Consider the following 16,721-nt stretch of genomic DNA (forward strand, 5'->3'; position numbering starts at 1 on the left):
CTTTTAGCTCCCTAACTTTTGTAGAGCGCGGGGGGAGAGGCCATCATGAAAGTAACAGACCACATCAAAAACGCCAACGGAAATACACTTTTTTCGTTCGAAATTATACCGCCTGTAAAAGGTAATAGTATTCAAGATCTGTATGATAATATAGATCCTTTAATGGAATTTAAACCTCCTTTTATTGATGTAACCACGTCAAGAGAAGAATATATTTATGTAGACAAAGCAGGCCTATACGATAAAAAAATAACCCGGATGCGTCCTGGTACCGTAGGTATTTGTGCCTCTATTAAACATAAATTTAATGTAGATACCATTCCACATGTAATTTGTGGTGGCTTTACAAAAGCGGAAACAGAGTACATGTTAATCGACTGTCATTATTTAGGCATTGATAATGTTATGGCTTTGCGTGGCGATGCCATGAAAGAAGAAAAATATTTTATTCCGACCGAAGACGGGAATTGCTATGCCAATGAATTAGTGACTCAAATTCAAAATTTAAATAAAGGTAAATATTTACATGATGATGTTCAAGGAGATGATGGTCCTGATTTTTGTATCGGGGTTGCAGGCTATCCAGAAAAACACATGGAAGCACCATCTTTGAAATCTGATTTAAAACGATTAAAAGAAAAGGTTGATGCTGGAGCAGATTATGTAGTCACTCAAATGTTCTTTGATAATCAAAAGTTTTTTGAATTTGTAGCAGCTGCAAAAGCTATCGGAATTAATGTGCCTATTATTCCTGGGATTAAACCCATTGCGGTGAAGCGGCATCTACAATTACTACCTCAAATTTTTAGTTTAGACGTTCCCCAAGATTTGGTAGAAGCCGTAGAAAATTGTAAAGATAATGCAGCTGTGCGTGAGGTGGGTATCGAGTGGGCCATTCAACAGTCGAAAGAGTTAAAGGCCGCAGGAGTTCCAGTGCTACATTATTATTCTATGGGAAAATCAAACAATATTAAAGCCATTGCAAAGCAAGTTTTTTAAATAAAGCCAAAAGTTGGTCAGAGCATGGTGGTGATTCCTTATTTTTGCGCCTTGTTTACGTAGCTATGAATTTTAAAGTAGTATTAATTTTTCTAGGGATTGCTAGTCTTTGTTCATCACAAGAAATGCAAGAACAAAAACGGTTTACAGTAGATGTAAATCAGTTCTATGGTACCATTATGCGCCATAATCCAGACGTAACTCATTTAATTAATTCACATCCAGGAGGCGTAATTCTAGGATTAAGCCGAAAAACCTACGGGTTTGAAGATTGGGAACAACGCTTTAATTATCCTGATGTAGGCTATTCCTTTATTTATCAAGAATTTAATAGTGACGTTTTGGGGCGTAATTTTGGTCTCTATGCACATTATAATTTTTACTTTCTAAATCGACTTTTACAATTTAGACTTGGTCAGGGGATTGCCTACAACACGAATCCGTATGATAAAGTAGCTAATTTCAGAAACAATGCGTTTGGGACTAACCTGTTAAGTTCTACCTATTTAATGTTTAATTTTCATAAAGAGAACATTGTAAAAGGGGTTGGTTTTAAAGCCGGAGTTTCTATAATTCACTATTCAAATGCCAATGTAAAAGCCCCAAATACGTCAACCAATACGTATGCTTTTAATGCAGGTTTAACCTACGATTTAGATGGCGGTAAAGAACCAGACTATATTAAAATTGAACAGGAAAAAATTACAGAACCTATTCGTTTTAATCTCGCTTTTAGAACGGGCATAAATGAAAGTGATGTCATTAATTCAGGTCAATTCCCATTTTACATATTCTCAGGGTATGCCGATAAGCGCTTAGGAACTTTAAGTGCTATTCAATTAGGTACAGATGTGTATTTTTCAAATTTTTTAAAGGAATTGATCACCTATCAATCTATTGCTTTTCCTGAGCGAAATGTTAGTCCGGATGCAGATTATAGGCGTGTTGGTGTTTTCGTGGGGCACGAGTTGTTTTTTAATAAAACTTCTGTAATCACCCAATTAGGATATTATGTGTATTATCCTTTCGATTTTGAAGGGAGAGTGTACAATAGAATGGGAATGAAGCGCTATTTTAATAACAAAGTATATGGTGTTATCAGTCTAAAATCACATGGAGCTAAGGCCGAAGCTGTGGAGCTTGGAGTGGGAATACGCTTATAATTAAAAATTAAAAATGATTTTTGAGTTTAAAAAAAACACAAAAAATGAAGTCCAAAATTTAAATTTTTTACAACAACTCGAAACATTAAACCTAAAACTTGAAACGCTTTTGAGCTATCAACGAACAACAAAAAAATAAATTGAAAATTGTGGGGAAAATTACTGTTTTAATTTTGATTCTTACCTTGACTTTCTTCGGATGTTCTAGCGAAAATGCACCTGATTGTTTTCAGAATTCTGGTGAAATAATTCAAGAAGAAATTAGCTTGGCCGACTTTACGGCAATTACTGTGTTTGAAGGTGTTAAACTAGTGGTAAGGCAGAGTAATACACAACGGGTAGTTATAGAAACAGGAGAATTTCTTAGAAATGATATTAGTGCTGAGGTTATAGCTAATAGGCTAGTGATTCGGAATGAAAATGGCTGCAATTTTGTTCGTGATTTCGGATTAACCACGGTTTATGTGTCGTCTCCAAACATTGCTGAAATCCGCAGTAGTACAGGTTTTCCTATTACAAGTGATGGTGTTTTAAATTATCCCTCCTTAACGCTACTTTCTGAGTCTTTTACGGTCCCAGAAGCAGAAACTACCGATGGGGAATTTAATCTCGAAGTAAATACAGTCAATTTAAGTATTGTATCAAACGGCATTGCTTTTTTTGACATCAAGGGAACGACCCAAAATTTTAATATCAATTTCGCTGCAGGAGATTCACGATTACACGCTAGGGACTTGGTGGCTCAAAACATCAGTTTATTTCATCGAGGATCCAATGATATGTTGCTCAATCCACAAGAATCCTTGAGTGGGTCCATTGTAGGAACAGGAGATGTGCTTAGTTTTAATCAGCCACCTATTATTCAAGTTGAAGCCTTGTACAAAGGCAAATTGCTATTTAGAGATTGAAAAAGCCATTCCTAACATACCTGAAAGATTTTCTAGCTTTTCAACGCGTAGTTGTGGTTGATCGAGAATTAAGCAACTTAGCAACAGCAGATCAATTGTTAACACAATTAATTACTGAAAAAAAAATTCCTGGTTTAGCCATTTCTGTGCGTAAAGAAGGTAAAAGCTATTTTCAAAAAGGCTACGGTTTTGCCGATATTAAAAATAAAGTACTTGTACATCCACAAACATCAATATTTAGAATTGCCAGTGTTTCAAAACCTATTGCAGCAACGGCATTAGCACATTTGGTAGCAGATGGTTTAATTGATTTAGACGCATCATTTTATACCTATGTACCCTATTATCCAAAAAAGAAATGGGATTTTACCATACGCCAATTAGCCAATCATACGGCTGGAATTAGAAGCTATTTAGGAAAAGAATATGGTTTAAACGAGCCATATAGCATCAAAGAAAGTATTGCCATTTTTAAGGATGATGATTTGCTTTTTGAGCCGGGTACCAGGTATCAGTATTCTAGTTACGATTGGGTTTTAATTTCATTAGCCATACAAGAAATCACTGGGACCCCATTCGAAACCTATCTTCAAAAAAAGGTATTACATCCTTTAGGGTTAAAAAATACTTTTGCGCCGAATATATCAGGTGATGATGTTACTATTGCTAAGGATACTAAGCTTCATGTCACTAAATTTTACACCAAAAACAGGCTAGGTTTCCATGAAGCGATCCCCGTAAACAATTATTTTAAATTGGCTGGGGGTGGATATTTAGCCACAGCGGAAGATGTTGCATTTTTCGGACAAGCATTTTTAGATAAAAAAGTTTTAAATGATGCTGTTTTGAATCAGTTTTTAAGGTCTGAAACTCTTAATGGTAAGCTACTTTATTATGGATTAGGATGGCAAGTAAGTACAGATAAATCGGGAAGAGATTTTTACGGTCATATAGGCAATGGAGTTGGTGGCTACTCTAATTTTTTTGTTTATCCAGAGCAAAAAATTGTGATTGCAATTCTAATAAATTGTACCAACCCTGAAATACAAAACGAGCTCGATCAAGTTATTGACTATCTTTTTTTATAATTTAAGAAAGCTATTGTTGATGAGAAGAATAGCTATTTGATAAATATTAGCCTAGTTTATACTTTAATTCTCATTTTTATAGCAAAAGAACACAAGATTAAAAAAAAGATGACGGTATATTTTGATTTTTAAATATTAGTAGTACTTTAGCTGTATTAACGACCATATGACAAAGCAATATTTCTGGAACGGTTTCTTTTTTTACTTCTTTTATAAGAGAGGTACGAGACTGTTGTAGTATATTTAAAATATAGCATCAATTAAAGTCTCGTAACACACGAGGCTTTTTTTTTGGTGTCATGTTAAGGAAAAATCACTTTGAGTGGGCTTAAAAGGTTTTAATACAACTAATGCAAGTTTTAATATGAAATTAAAAATAGCCATACAGGGAATTAGGGGATCTAACCACCATCAAGTCGCTCGAGATTTTTTTGGGGAGCATATCGATTTGGTAGAATGCTTATCATTCGACGATTTGGTCAACCAAACCTTATCAGGTAGAGCAGACAAGGCCGTCATGGCTATAGAAAACTCCATAGCAGGTTCTATTATTCCTAATTATAATTTAGTATATCATAATAATTTGCACATCATTGGAGAACATTATTTGAATATTCATCATCATTTAATGGTTTTGAAAGGGCAAAAGATTGAAGATGTTAAAGAGATACATTCGCACCCCATGGCTTTACTTCAGTGTAAAGACTTTTTAAAATGCTATCCAGAAATTAAATTAGTAGAAGCTGTGGACACGGCCGAAACTGCCATGCAAATTCAAAACAAGCAATGGACAAACATCGCTGCCATTGCCCCGAAAGCAGCAGCAGAATTATACGATTTAGAAATTATAGCCTCAGAAATTCAAACCATTACAAATAATGCTACTCGATTTATAATTCTAAAAACAGAGAATAAAGTACTTCCCAAGGAAGAAATCAATAAAGCTTCGATACGTTTTGTTGCCGATCACAAGCGTGGAAGTTTGGCGGCTATTTTAAATGTGATGAGCGATTGTAATCTTAATTTAACCAAGATACAATCCTTACCCATAATAGAACGCCCTTGGAAATACGCATTTTTTGTGGACGTCACTTTTGACGCATATGCACATTTCGAAAAATCAAAATCCTTATTAGAAATCATGACAGAAGAATTCAGAATTTTAGGAGAATATAAAAATGCCTTAGCATGATCACTACAGCAGATAGATTAAAAACCGTCGAAGAATACTATTTCTCTAGAAAATTAAGAGAAGTACGTGGCTTAATGGCAGAAGGTAAGCCCATTATTAATATGGGAATAGGGAGTCCCGATTTGGCACCGTCATCGGCCATCTTAGAAGCCATGCAACAAGCTGTTTTAGATGAGGGCGCACATCAATACCAGAGTTATCAGGGTTTATTAGAATTTAGAGAAGCAATTGTTGATTTTTACGCCAAGAACTACGGGGTTTCCCTCAATGCCTTAAATGAGGTGTTGCCACTAATGGGTTCTAAAGAAGGAATTATGCATATAAGCCTAGCGTTTTTAAATCCAGGTGATGAAGCTTTAATTCCAAATCCGGGATACCCGACGTATAGCTCTGTCACCAATTTAATCGGCGCAATCCCCAAATTATATGATTTAACAGAGGAAAATGCTTGGTTCCCAGATTTAGAAGCATTGGAACAACAAGATTTATCTAAGGTTAAATTGATGTGGTTGAGTTACCCTCATATGCCCACGGGCGCCAAGGCGAGTAAACTTCAATTGAAGGCACTAGTCGACTTTGCCATCCGTAACCAAATCCTTTTGGTAAATGACAACCCCTATAGTTTTGTGCTCAATGAGGAACCAACCAGTATCTTAAGTGTTGAGGGTGCTAAGGAAGTGGCCTTAGAATTAAACTCCTTAAGCAAAACTTTTAATATGGCCGGCTGGAGAGTGGGAATGGTTTTAGGAAATGAAGCACACATCAATGCTGTGCTTAAAGTAAAAAGCAATATGGATTCAGGCATGTTTTATGGAATTCAAAAGGGGGCCATTGCAGCCTTGAAAAGTGGACAAGATTGGTTTATTGAATTTAATACCATTTATAAAAAGAGACAGCAACTGCTATTTCAATTGGTAGATAAACTAAAATGTACCTATGATAAAAATGCGGTAGGCATGTTTGTTTGGGCAAAATTACCAGAAAGTTCAGAATCATCCGAAGTATTTATCGATAAGATACTGTATGAAAAAAGCATTTTTATAACTCCAGGTACTATATTCGGCAGCAACGGTGAAGGATATATTCGGTTTTCATTATGCGTTACTGAGGAGAAAATTAAAGAAGCCATTGATAGGTTTTGATAAATAGGTTTTAAGTGTTAAATGTTGAGTTTTAAGTGAATTTTAAAAGCAACAAACAACCAACAACGAAATAAGAATGAATGTATTTGTAATAGGGATTGGGTTAATTGGTGGCTCTATGGTTAAGGATATCAAAGCATTGAATCCAGAAGCGGTAATTTACGGTATAGATACCAATGAAAAACATGTAGAGCAGGCACTTGCGACGCAACTAATAGATAAAAAGGCAAGCTATCAAGACTTGTCGATAGCGGATATCGTAATCGTGTCAGTACCCGTAGATGTTACACTTTCTGTACTTCCAAATGTATTGGATGTCGTAAATGACAATGCAGTTGTTTTGGATGCAGGGTCAACAAAGGCTTTAATTTGTGATGCGGTAGCATCGCATCCTAAAAGAAGAAATTATTTGGCTTGTCACCCAATCGCGGGAACAGAGTTTTCTGGTCCTTCTGCAGCCATTAATGGTTTGTTTAATGGTAAAACAAATATTATTTGTGAGGTAGAAAAAACAGCGTTTAAACTGCAAGAACAAGCATTAGCTATTTTTCAACAATTAGGCATGCGTATTCGGTATATGAATCCTATAGCGCATGACAAGCATATCGCCTATGTATCGCATTTATCACACATCAGTTCTTTTATGTTGGGAAAAACGGTCATCGAAAAAGAAAAGAATGAACGTGATATTTTTGATATGGCGGGCAGTGGTTTTGAAAGTACGGTGCGTTTAGCCAAAAGTTCCCCAGCAATGTGGACTCCCATATTTAAGCAGAATAAAGAAAATGTGATAGAAACATTAGAAGAATATATTCAGAATCTAGAGGCATTTAAAAAAATGATTCATGAAGACGATTATGAAGGTATTTTTCAGCAAATGAATAGTACCAATAGAATAAAAGAGATTTTAAACGGAATTCCAATTAATAAAAAATAGAACAAGGAGAAATGGAAAATTCAAAACAAATGCGTACGTGGTTAGATGATATGAAATTAGATCATCCATTAGTTATTGCTGGTCCATGTAGTGCAGAAACAGAAGCTCAAGTATTAAAAATTGCGCACGAATTAAAAGATACCGATGTAAATTATTTCCGTGCGGGTATTTGGAAACCTAGAACCCGCCCAGGAATGTTTGAAGGCGTTGGTGCTTTAGGCTTAAAATGGCTTCAAAAGGTAAAAGCCGAAACAGGAATGAAAACCTGTACCGAGGTGGCTAATGCGGCACATGTAAAATTAGCCTTGGAACATGACGTAGATTTATTATGGATTGGAGCACGCTCTACTGTGAGTCCGTTTATTATGCAAGAAATAGCTGATGCCCTAGCAGGAACCGATAAAATTGTACTTGTAAAAAATCCGGTAAACCCAGATTTAGCGCTATGGCTTGGTGGAATAGAAAGATTATATACGGCTGGAATTAAAAATTTAGGCGCTATTCATAGGGGTTTTTCTACCTACGAAAAAACAAAATATAGAAATATTCCAGAATGGCAATTGGCCATTGAATTCCAAAATAAATTTCCAGATTTACCTTTAATTAATGATCCTTCGCATATTACAGGCAATCGAGAAATGATTTTTGATGTATGTCAAACGGCATTAGATCTCAATTTTGATGGCTTAATGATTGAAACACACTTTGATCCAGAAAATGCTTGGAGCGATGCTGCACAGCAAGTAACCCCATCAAAATTAGTGCAAATTATGCGGGATTTAAAAATTAGAAAGGAATCTGATACAGAAGCTGAATACAATAACGAGCTTAGCAATTTAAGAGCTCAGATTGATGTTATTGATAGCCAATTGATTGAAACACTGGGTAGAAGAATGAAAGTATCGGATGGTATTGGTGCTTTAAAAAAACAGAAAAACGTCGCGGTATTGCAGTCTAACCGATGGAACCAGATTTTGGGCGCAATGATATTGGAAGGAGAATCTAAAGGATTAAGCGAAGAGTTTATCTTAAAGATGTTTAAAGCCATTCACCAAGAATCGATTAATCATCAGGAGAAAGTTATAAATTCATAGCTGTATTTCAATATATAGGAAACCGTTTTTTATGAAAACGGTTTTTTTATTTTCTGAACTGTAACAAATCTATAAGAAGTGTATCTTTAAGAAAAACAAAACACAAAATATGAAAAATTATATCAGCTTTTTAGCAATTTTAGTGGTCAGTAGTGGTTTTGCACAACGTACCCTAGATAAAAATATGGGTAATTTTACCGAGGTTAAGGTGTTCGATTTAATTGAAGTAAATTTAATTAAATCTGACGAAAATAGAGTGTTGGTTAAAGGTCAAAATGTCAATGACATTAATTTAGTGAACAAAAACGGAGTTTTAAAAATCCGCATGGAACTCGATAAAATTTTTAGCGGAGAAGATACTTTTGTAGAGGTGTATTATACAGATTTAGAATTGATTGATGGCAATGAAGGTGCTAGAATAACATCAAACGAAACTATTGAACAAAATACGATTGAGCTAAAAGCACAAGAAGGAGCCCAAATAAAAATAGGCTTAAAAGTAAATCATTTAGACGCAAGAGCTGTAACGGGCGGAATTATAGAAGCCTCGGGAATAGCACAAAATCAAGATGTCGTTTTAAATACGGGAGGTATTTTTGAAGGAAAAGAACTAAGAACAGAAACCACTTCAGTTAAAATTACGGCTGCTGGGGAAGCAGAAGTTTACGCCACAGAAAGTGCAGATATTTCTATAAAAGCCGGAGGTGATGTTGATGTGTATGGCAACCCTAAGCAGGTTAAAGAAAAAACTTTTGCAGGAGGTAGAATTACCATCAAGGACTAATAAATAGTGTACTTGCCATAAAGTAACAGGGGATTGAATATAATTTAATCCCCATTTTTGTTTTTAATCAGTTTAGCAATTAAAATCTATTCCATATAAAAGTCGTTATTTTGTAGTTCATAATTGGCAAACATACATAATGATAGGAATTGTATATAAATCTACTGGAAGTTGGTACACGGTAAAAGCTAAAGACGGGTGCTTTTATGAGTGCAGAATTAAAGGTAAATTTAGAATCCAAGGCATTAAAAGCACCAATCCAGTGGCTGTTGGTGACTCGGTACATTTTGATATTGAAAAAATTGGCGATGAAACCATAGGGATTATCACTAAAATTGCAGACCGCAAAAATTATATCATCCGGAAATCGGTAAACTTATCAAAACAGACACATATCATTGCAGCCAATTTAGACCAAGCGTTTTTGATGGTTACCTTAAACAACCCACCTACATCCACCAGTTTTATAGATCGTTTTTTAGTGACTTCAGAGGCGTATCATATACCTGCCATCTTGCTATTTAATAAGGTAGATACCTATTCTGAGGCCGAATTAGGGGAAGTAAAATACTTAGCTGCCTTATATCGAAATATTGGGTATACCTGTATTGGAATATCTGCCACCTCGGGAAAAAATATCGATCAACTTAAAGCCTTGATGCTTGACAAAACCAGTATGTTTTCTGGTCATTCAGGCGTAGGTAAATCTACTTTGGTAAATGCCATAGAACCAAAATTAAATTTAAAAACGAAGAAAATTTCAGAGCAACATTTACAGGGGCAACACACCACCACTTTCGCCGAAATGTTCGATTTAGATATGGGCGCTCGAATCATTGATACGCCAGGAATAAAGGGTTTTGGTATTGTAGACATGGAAAAAGAAGAGATTGGTGCTTATTTTCCAGAGTTTTTTAAACTAAAACAAAATTGTAAGTTTAATAACTGTTTACATTTAGAAGAACCCAATTGCGCTATTAAAAATGCCTTAGATACCGATGATATTGCATGGAGTAGGTACCGCAGTTATGTACAAATGATTACGGGAGAAGAAGAAAATTATAGAACAGATATTTACGGAGAGAAAAAGTGAGAGTAGTTTTACAACGAGTTTCAAGAGCAAGTGTTAGGGTTGACAATCAGCTTATTTCAGAAATTAAAAGCGGACTCCTCGTTCTTTTAGGCATTGAAAATGCAGATTCAGAAGAAGATACGGAATGGTTGATTCGAAAAATTATCAACTTACGCGTTTTTAATGATGCTGAAGGTATCATGAATAAATCCCTACTCGAAAGTGGTGGAGGTATTATAGTGGTAAGTCAGTTTACCTTACACGCCAGCACAAAAAAAGGCAATAGACCTTCCTATATTAAGGCTGCAAAACCTGAAATGGCCACACCGCTTTACGAACACTTTATAAAGCAATTAGAAACCGAATTAGGAAAAAAAGTAGGTACAGGTATTTTTGGTGCCGACATGAAAGTAGATTTGTGTAACGATGGTCCTGTGACTATTGTTATAGATTCTAAAAACAGAGAATAGCAGTTTTTTATCGAATTATTTAATGCTTTTGTAAGAAATTATCTTAATTTGGATTCACTAAAGACCAAACCAGAAGTAATGCGCTTTTTTATTTTTCTTACAACCCTAATTTTTTGTCAGTTTCTAAGCTCACAAAATCTAAACTACCCATCTTTCCTCATCGACAAAAGCCTCAAAGAAGACGCGAATGCCGTAGTTCGACACAATGAAATTTCTATAAATATTAATTCTATCGATGAATTAGTAGTCGAAAAAAGGCGCGTGGTCACTGTTTTAAATAAGCAAGGTGATGACTATGTTAACGCCAGAGAATGGTACGATGATTCTGAAAAAATCACGGCTATTCAAGCTGTGATATACGATCAGTTAGGAAATGAAATTAATAAAATAAAACAAAATGATTTTAAGGATGTAAGTGCTGTTAGTGGTGGTACAATGTATTCAGATTCTAGAGTACTTTACTTAGAATATACTCCCGTTTCCTATCCTTACACTGTGGAATTTATTGTTGAAACTAAAACAAAAAATACTGGTTTTATTACGCCCTGGCAATTTTTAGATGGGTATTATGTGAGTACAGAAAAAAGCAGGTATACCATTAGCTATGCTTCCCCAGACCTTAAACCTGTTATTAAAGAAAAAAACCTAGAGAATAGTACTGTTGTTAAAACAAATACAGAGAATAGTATTACGTATGAAGCAACGAACCTTAAAGCCATTAAATACGAAGAATTAGCGCCATCTTTTATTCAAATTAGTCCTCAAATACATCCGAGGATGGTGAATTTTAATTATGAAGGTTTTCAAGGTACTATTAATAATTGGCAAGAAGTAGGGTCATGGATGTACGCAAACCATATTGCTGATAAAGACGAACTTCCACTGCCTACTATAAGCCTTATTAAAGCATTGACAGCGAGTGCAACAAGTGATTTAGAAAAAGCAAAAATAATCTATAAATATGTGCAAGACAATACGCGATATATAAGTGTTCAGGTCGGGATTGGTGGTATTCAGCCCATTAGTGCTATTGAGGTTGATAGGGTTAAATACGGCGATTGCAAGGGCTTGACAAACTATACAAAGGCCTTGCTTAAAGAAGTGGGTGTCACATCGTACTACGCCCATGTAGAATCAGGGGATACTAAAGTAAGTTTTGAGACCGATTTTCCAGATTTGTGGGCTGGGGATCATGCGATTTTAGCGATTCCATATGAAAATAAATTGTATTGGATAGACTGCACGTCTCAAGTGCATCCTTTTGGTTTTATTGGTGATTTTACCGATGGAAGACAGGTTTTATTAATTAAGCCAGAAGGTGGCGAATTGGCAACAACTCCAGCCTATTTAAATGGAGATAATTATCAAAAAACCGAAGGGAAATATTCAATTTCAGATGATAATATAGTTCATGGTCAGGTGACGATCTTAACGAAAGGTATTCAATATGATAATCATTTTAGAATTAAAGATAAAACACCGGACGATATTGTAAAGTATTACAAGAGTATTTGGAGTTACATCAATAACCTAAATATTGATACATATACTTTTGAGAATGATATTGATACCGTTGTTTTTCGTGAAAATATAGCGATAACAGCAGACAATTACGCGACTAAAAGTGGTGATCGATTGCTTTTTTCTCCTAATTTTTTCAATAAAAATGTCTTTGTTCCTAAACGCTACAGAAACCGACAGTTTCCATTGGAAATTCAACGAGGTTATGTAGATGAGGATGAAATAACCATACAATTACCTTTGGATTATACCATTGAAGCGATTCCAGATGCTATTGATATTCTAAGTGATTTTGGAACATATACTTTAAGTTTCAAAGTCTCAGAAGATAAAAAAAGCATTTTGTACACACGTAAACTATTCATAAAAGAAGGTACATACCCGAAGGAAAGCTATGAATCTTACAGGAACTTTAGAAAAGAAGTTGCTCAAAATGATAGTTCAAAAATAGTACTGATCAAAAAATAAACCAATAAATTTAACTGAAATGAAAAACCTATTATGTTCACTATTCCTTTTATTTTTTCTTTTTTCCGTAAAAGCTCAAAATTATGATTTTGGAAAAGTATCTGAAGAAGAATTAAAGGAAAAATTTCACCCTACTGATTCATCAGCTTCTGCAGCTGTTTTATATCGTTCTCTTAACCTTACATATGAATATTCTCAATCAACTGGTTTTAAATTAGTTACAGAAGTGCGAGAGCGTATTAAAATTTACAAAAAAGAAGGCTTTAATTATGCGACGGTATCAGAATTATTATATTTGAGTGATTCTGGTACTGATAAAGAATCATTTAGAGGACTAAAAGCGTATACCTATAATTTACAAGATGGTAAAATAGATGAGAGCAAATTAAAAAGTAACGAAACTTTTACCGAAGAAGTATCAAAATATTATGAAAGAGAAAAATTCACCTTGCCTAATGTAAAGGAAGGAAGCGTTATAGAGTTTATGTACGCTATACATTCGCCCTTTTTTTATAATATAGATGAGATTGTGCTCCAATATGATATTCCCATCAAAAAACAAGAAATATCGGTGCAAATACCTGAATATTTTGCTTTCAATCCCAATGTAAAAGGGTACTTAAATGTTTTTCCAAAAGAAAGCAAAAAATCGGGTAATATTGTTTTAAACAGTAAAACGCGGAGTGGTGGATCATTTAATGAGGCGCCTAAAACCACTGTTAATAGGAATGTCATTGATTATATCATTAATATATCAGAGTTTTCCATGCAGGATGTTCCAGCTCTAAAGGAGGAACCTTATGTAGATAATATTAATAATTATAGATCAGCGGTGAATTACGAGTTGCAGTATATTAACTTTCCTGAAGAACCTATGAAAACCTATGCCACCACATGGGAAAAAGTAGCAAAAAGTATTTATGATAGTCCCGATTTTGGTAGCCAAATAAATAATACACGCTATTTCAAGGATGATTTAATCCAAATTTTAGCCAATTCATCCACTGATGTTGAAAAAATGAACAGTATTTTTTTCTATGTTCAAAAAACTATGAACTGGAATAACTATTACAGTAAATATACTGACCAAGGAGTAAAAAAAGCATTCAAGGAAAAAACAGGAAATGTAGCAGATATCAACCTAATGCTAGTCGCCATGTTAAAAGAAGCAGGTTTAAAAGCGTTTCCAGTGTTGGTAAGTACGAAAAATAACGGAATTCCAATTTTCCCTACACGAGAAGGTTTTAATTATGTAATTGCCTCCGCAGAAATAAATAATGAAATTGTTTTGCTCGATGCTACCAATAAATATGCAGAGCCTAATGTAATTCCGAATAGGGCATTAAATTGGTTTGGTAGGCTTATTAAAGAAGATGGTTCCTCTGTATCAATTCTATTAGGTGCTGCAGCTCAGTCGGGAGAAGTAAATATGATTCAAGCTACTTTGAGCAATAATGGTACGCTTAAGGGCGCAATGCGGACTATATACAATAAATATAATGCCTATAATTTTAGAAATTCTAACAACGAAATTAGTGAGGATTCTTATATAGAAAAGCTTGAAAATAAATATAATGGGATGGAAATTTCTAATTATACTTTAGATCATAAAAATGATTTAGGTGAAGCCATTACTGAAAAATTTGATTTTTATGTAGAAAATCAGGCAGATGTAATAGGAGACAAAATTTATTTTTCACCATCTTTATTCAAAACCGAAAAACTAAATCCGTTTAAACAAGAAGAAAGAAACTATCCCGTAGATTTCGGTTATGCTTGGCAAGAGCGATTAATGGTGAATGTCACGATTCCGGAAGGCTATAAAATTGAGTCAATACCAGAACCAATAGCTTTTAACTTACCCAATAATCAAGGGTCTTTTAAATACAATCTTTCAAACTCAGAGAAGGAAATAAAAATAGTGGTTACTATTGATATTAGCACTTCTATGATACCAGTACAAGAGTATAGTGCTCTAAAAGAATTCTATAAACTTTTAGTGGAGAAAGAAACAGAAAAGGTAGTTTTATCAAAAATTTAGGATTATGAATATTACCAATGCACAAAAGGCAGTTGACGATTGGATTAAGGAGCATGGTGTTCGTTATTTTAATGAACTCACCAATATGGCGCAACTTACAGAAGAAGTAGGAGAGGTGGCGCGTATTATTGCTCGCAGGTATGGTGAACAAAGTGAAAAAGAATCGGATAAAGCAAAAGATTTAGGGGAAGAACTGGCTGATGTTGTATTTGTGGTATTGTGTTTGGCAAACCAAACAGGAATAGATTTACAAAAAGCTTTTGATGAAAAATTAGCTTTAAAAACCAAACGCGATCATGATCGGCATCACAACAACAAAAAGCTCTAATTAGGCCAATTTTAGTAACTAGAATTTATTTAAAAGACTTCTTGCCCTATATTTACAGCTTCATTTGTTCAATTTAAAACTTTATTACAGCTACTATTTTGAAACTACATTTAAACTCGCCGGTAACGAATCTCATTGAGGCTACCCTAAAAATTACAGGCTCTAAAAGCGAATCTAATCGTATTTTACTGCTGCAAGCATTGTATCCGAATGTCAGTATTGAAAACACCTCAAATTCTGATGATGCTCAAGTCATGCAACAAGGTTTAAAAATTAGTGAAGGCGAGGTAGATATTCATCACGCAGGAACGGCTATGCGTTTTTTAACAGCTTATTTTGCTATGCAAGAAGGCAAAGAGGTCGTTTTAACAGGCTCGCAGCGGATGACTGAGCGCCCAATTGGTGTTTTGGTAGAGGCTTTAAAAAGCTTAGGGGCCGATATCAGTTATGTTAATAATGAAGGGTTTCCTCCTTTAAAAATTACAGGTAAAAAGATCACAAAGCAAAAAGTAACACTTCCAGCCGATATGAGCAGCCAATATATTTCGGCCTTACTATTAAACGCATCGAGCTTAGAAAACGGATTGGAAATAACCTTAGTAGGTAAAATAACTTCTGTTCCCTATATACAAATGACACTTGCTTTATTATCTCAATTAGATATTGAAAATACTTTTGAAGGGAATATCATTAAAGTTTTTCCTAAAAAAGAAGTAAGGGCTAAAACTTTGGTGGTAGAGTCTGACTGGAGTTCCGCATCTTATTTTTATAGTATTTGCGCACTAGCGGATATAGGTTCTAAAATCACCTTATCAGCCTATAAAGAAAATAGCCTTCAAGGCGATAGTGTTTTAGCAACAATTTACAAGAGTTTTGGTGTAGAAACAACTTTTAATAGGCATCAAGTCATCCTTAAAAAAATAGCCCATCATCAAACGACTGGATTACATATAGATTTAGCAAACGCACCCGACATTGCACAAACCATAGCGGTGAGTTGTTTCGGATTGGGAATGGAATGTCATTTAACTGGCTTACACACCCTAAAAATTAAAGAAACCGATCGTTTAGAAGCATTAAAAACAGAGTTGTCAAAACTAGGTGCTAAGATCTCGGTAACGGACAAAACACTTAGTTTAAATGCTTCAAACGAAATAAAGAAAAATAGAGCTATAGACACCTATAATGATCATAGAATGGCTATGGCTTTTGCCCCTTTAGCCTTAAGAACATCAATTTTTATTAATGATGCAGAAGTGGTTTCAAAATCGTATCCCGACTTTTGGAAAGATATGATTTCAATGGGTATTCAGGTAGAATGATTTGAAAATTTTTTAGTGATAAAATGTAGCAAAGAATCTCACGAAGCAATTTTAATTTTCACAAAGCACATATGATTTTTCCATAATTAGAAATTATAGAGCTAGTTCCAGGCAATTAAGCGGAACCCAATTTTTATAGTTGAACTTTTGTATTGAGCCAATCTGTAATGTCAGTTTAACCTCTTCCTATCT

The 16,721-nt window shown here is 34.7% G+C and carries 15 protein-coding genes; all 15 read left to right on the top strand.

The features are described 5' to 3' along the window. Nucleotides 1-45: 45 nt before the first annotated feature. The 15 genes from metF (at nucleotide 46) to aroA (ending at nucleotide 16,529) form a co-directional block, all read left to right on the top strand. Complete coding sequence (gene metF / locus GQ45_RS14595; protein WP_047419119.1) at nucleotides 46-999, top strand: methylenetetrahydrofolate reductase [NAD(P)H]; 954 nt, start codon at nucleotides 46-48, stop codon at nucleotides 997-999. Between the two features lie 125 nt (nucleotides 1,000-1,124). Continuing rightward, the gene (locus GQ45_RS14600) at nucleotides 1,125-2,162 is read left to right on the top strand and encodes an acyloxyacyl hydrolase (RefSeq protein WP_231555210.1); all 1,038 of its coding nucleotides are present in this window, start codon (nucleotides 1,125-1,127) and stop codon (nucleotides 2,160-2,162) included. A 149-nt stretch (nucleotides 2,163-2,311) separates the two neighbouring features. Continuing rightward, nucleotides 2,312-3,070: a head GIN domain-containing protein gene (locus tag GQ45_RS14605; protein ID WP_369798304.1), complete on the top strand. Its 759-nt coding sequence runs from the start codon at nucleotides 2,312-2,314 to the stop codon at nucleotides 3,068-3,070. Beyond that, complete coding sequence (locus tag GQ45_RS14610) at nucleotides 3,067-4,158, top strand: serine hydrolase (protein WP_047419123.1); 1,092 nt, start codon at nucleotides 3,067-3,069, stop codon at nucleotides 4,156-4,158. The genes GQ45_RS14605 and GQ45_RS14610 overlap by 4 nt, the downstream gene beginning before the upstream one ends. 364 nt (nucleotides 4,159-4,522) lie before the next feature. After that, nucleotides 4,523-5,350: a prephenate dehydratase gene (locus GQ45_RS14615; protein WP_047420472.1), complete on the top strand. Its 828-nt coding sequence runs from the start codon at nucleotides 4,523-4,525 to the stop codon at nucleotides 5,348-5,350. Continuing rightward, nucleotides 5,347-6,492, top strand: coding sequence for a pyridoxal phosphate-dependent aminotransferase (locus GQ45_RS14620; RefSeq protein WP_047419125.1), 1,146 nt, complete (start codon nucleotides 5,347-5,349; stop codon nucleotides 6,490-6,492). Before GQ45_RS14615 ends, GQ45_RS14620 begins: the two co-directional genes overlap by 4 nt. Before the next feature lie 76 nt (nucleotides 6,493-6,568). Continuing rightward, nucleotides 6,569-7,429 (top strand): prephenate dehydrogenase, encoded by an 861-nt coding sequence (locus GQ45_RS14625; protein WP_047419127.1) that lies wholly within the window; start codon nucleotides 6,569-6,571, stop codon nucleotides 7,427-7,429. Between the two features lie 11 nt (nucleotides 7,430-7,440). Next, nucleotides 7,441-8,523, top strand: coding sequence for a bifunctional 3-deoxy-7-phosphoheptulonate synthase/chorismate mutase type II (locus GQ45_RS14630; protein WP_047419128.1), 1,083 nt, complete (start codon nucleotides 7,441-7,443; stop codon nucleotides 8,521-8,523). 109 nt (nucleotides 8,524-8,632) lie between these two features. After that, nucleotides 8,633-9,307, top strand: coding sequence for a head GIN domain-containing protein (locus GQ45_RS14635; protein WP_047419130.1), 675 nt, complete (start codon nucleotides 8,633-8,635; stop codon nucleotides 9,305-9,307). Nucleotides 9,308-9,446: 139 nt separating this feature from the next. Then, on the top strand, nucleotides 9,447-10,400 hold the full coding sequence (gene rsgA, locus GQ45_RS14640) for a ribosome small subunit-dependent GTPase A (protein WP_047419132.1): 954 nt from the start codon (nucleotides 9,447-9,449) through the stop codon (nucleotides 10,398-10,400). Next, the gene (dtd, locus tag GQ45_RS14645) at nucleotides 10,397-10,849 is read left to right on the top strand and encodes a D-aminoacyl-tRNA deacylase (RefSeq protein ID WP_047419134.1); all 453 of its coding nucleotides are present in this window, start codon (nucleotides 10,397-10,399) and stop codon (nucleotides 10,847-10,849) included. The genes rsgA and dtd overlap by 4 nt, the downstream gene beginning before the upstream one ends. A 48-nt stretch (nucleotides 10,850-10,897) precedes the next feature. After that, nucleotides 10,898-12,838, top strand: a complete 1,941-nt coding sequence (locus GQ45_RS14650) for a DUF3857 domain-containing transglutaminase family protein (RefSeq protein ID WP_052188240.1) — start codon at nucleotides 10,898-10,900, stop codon at nucleotides 12,836-12,838. Nucleotides 12,839-12,857: 19 nt separating this feature from the next. Next, entirely contained in the window at nucleotides 12,858-14,879 is a 2,022-nt protein-coding gene (locus GQ45_RS14655; RefSeq protein WP_047419136.1) for a DUF3857 domain-containing protein, read from the top strand. 4 nt (nucleotides 14,880-14,883) lie between these two features. Next, the gene (locus GQ45_RS14660; RefSeq protein WP_047419138.1) at nucleotides 14,884-15,207 is read left to right on the top strand and encodes a nucleotide pyrophosphohydrolase; all 324 of its coding nucleotides are present in this window, start codon (nucleotides 14,884-14,886) and stop codon (nucleotides 15,205-15,207) included. 98 nt (nucleotides 15,208-15,305) lie between these two features. Then, a complete protein-coding gene (aroA, locus tag GQ45_RS14665; RefSeq protein ID WP_047419141.1) occupies nucleotides 15,306-16,529 on the top strand; it encodes a 3-phosphoshikimate 1-carboxyvinyltransferase in 1,224 nt (407 codons plus the stop codon). The last annotated feature ends 192 nt before the right edge of the window (nucleotides 16,530-16,721 follow it).

Origin of the sequence: Cellulophaga sp. Hel_I_12 (assembly GCF_000799565.1) — a bacterium.
In the GTDB taxonomy this organism is placed as follows: Bacteria; Bacteroidota; Bacteroidia; order Flavobacteriales; family Flavobacteriaceae; genus Cellulophaga.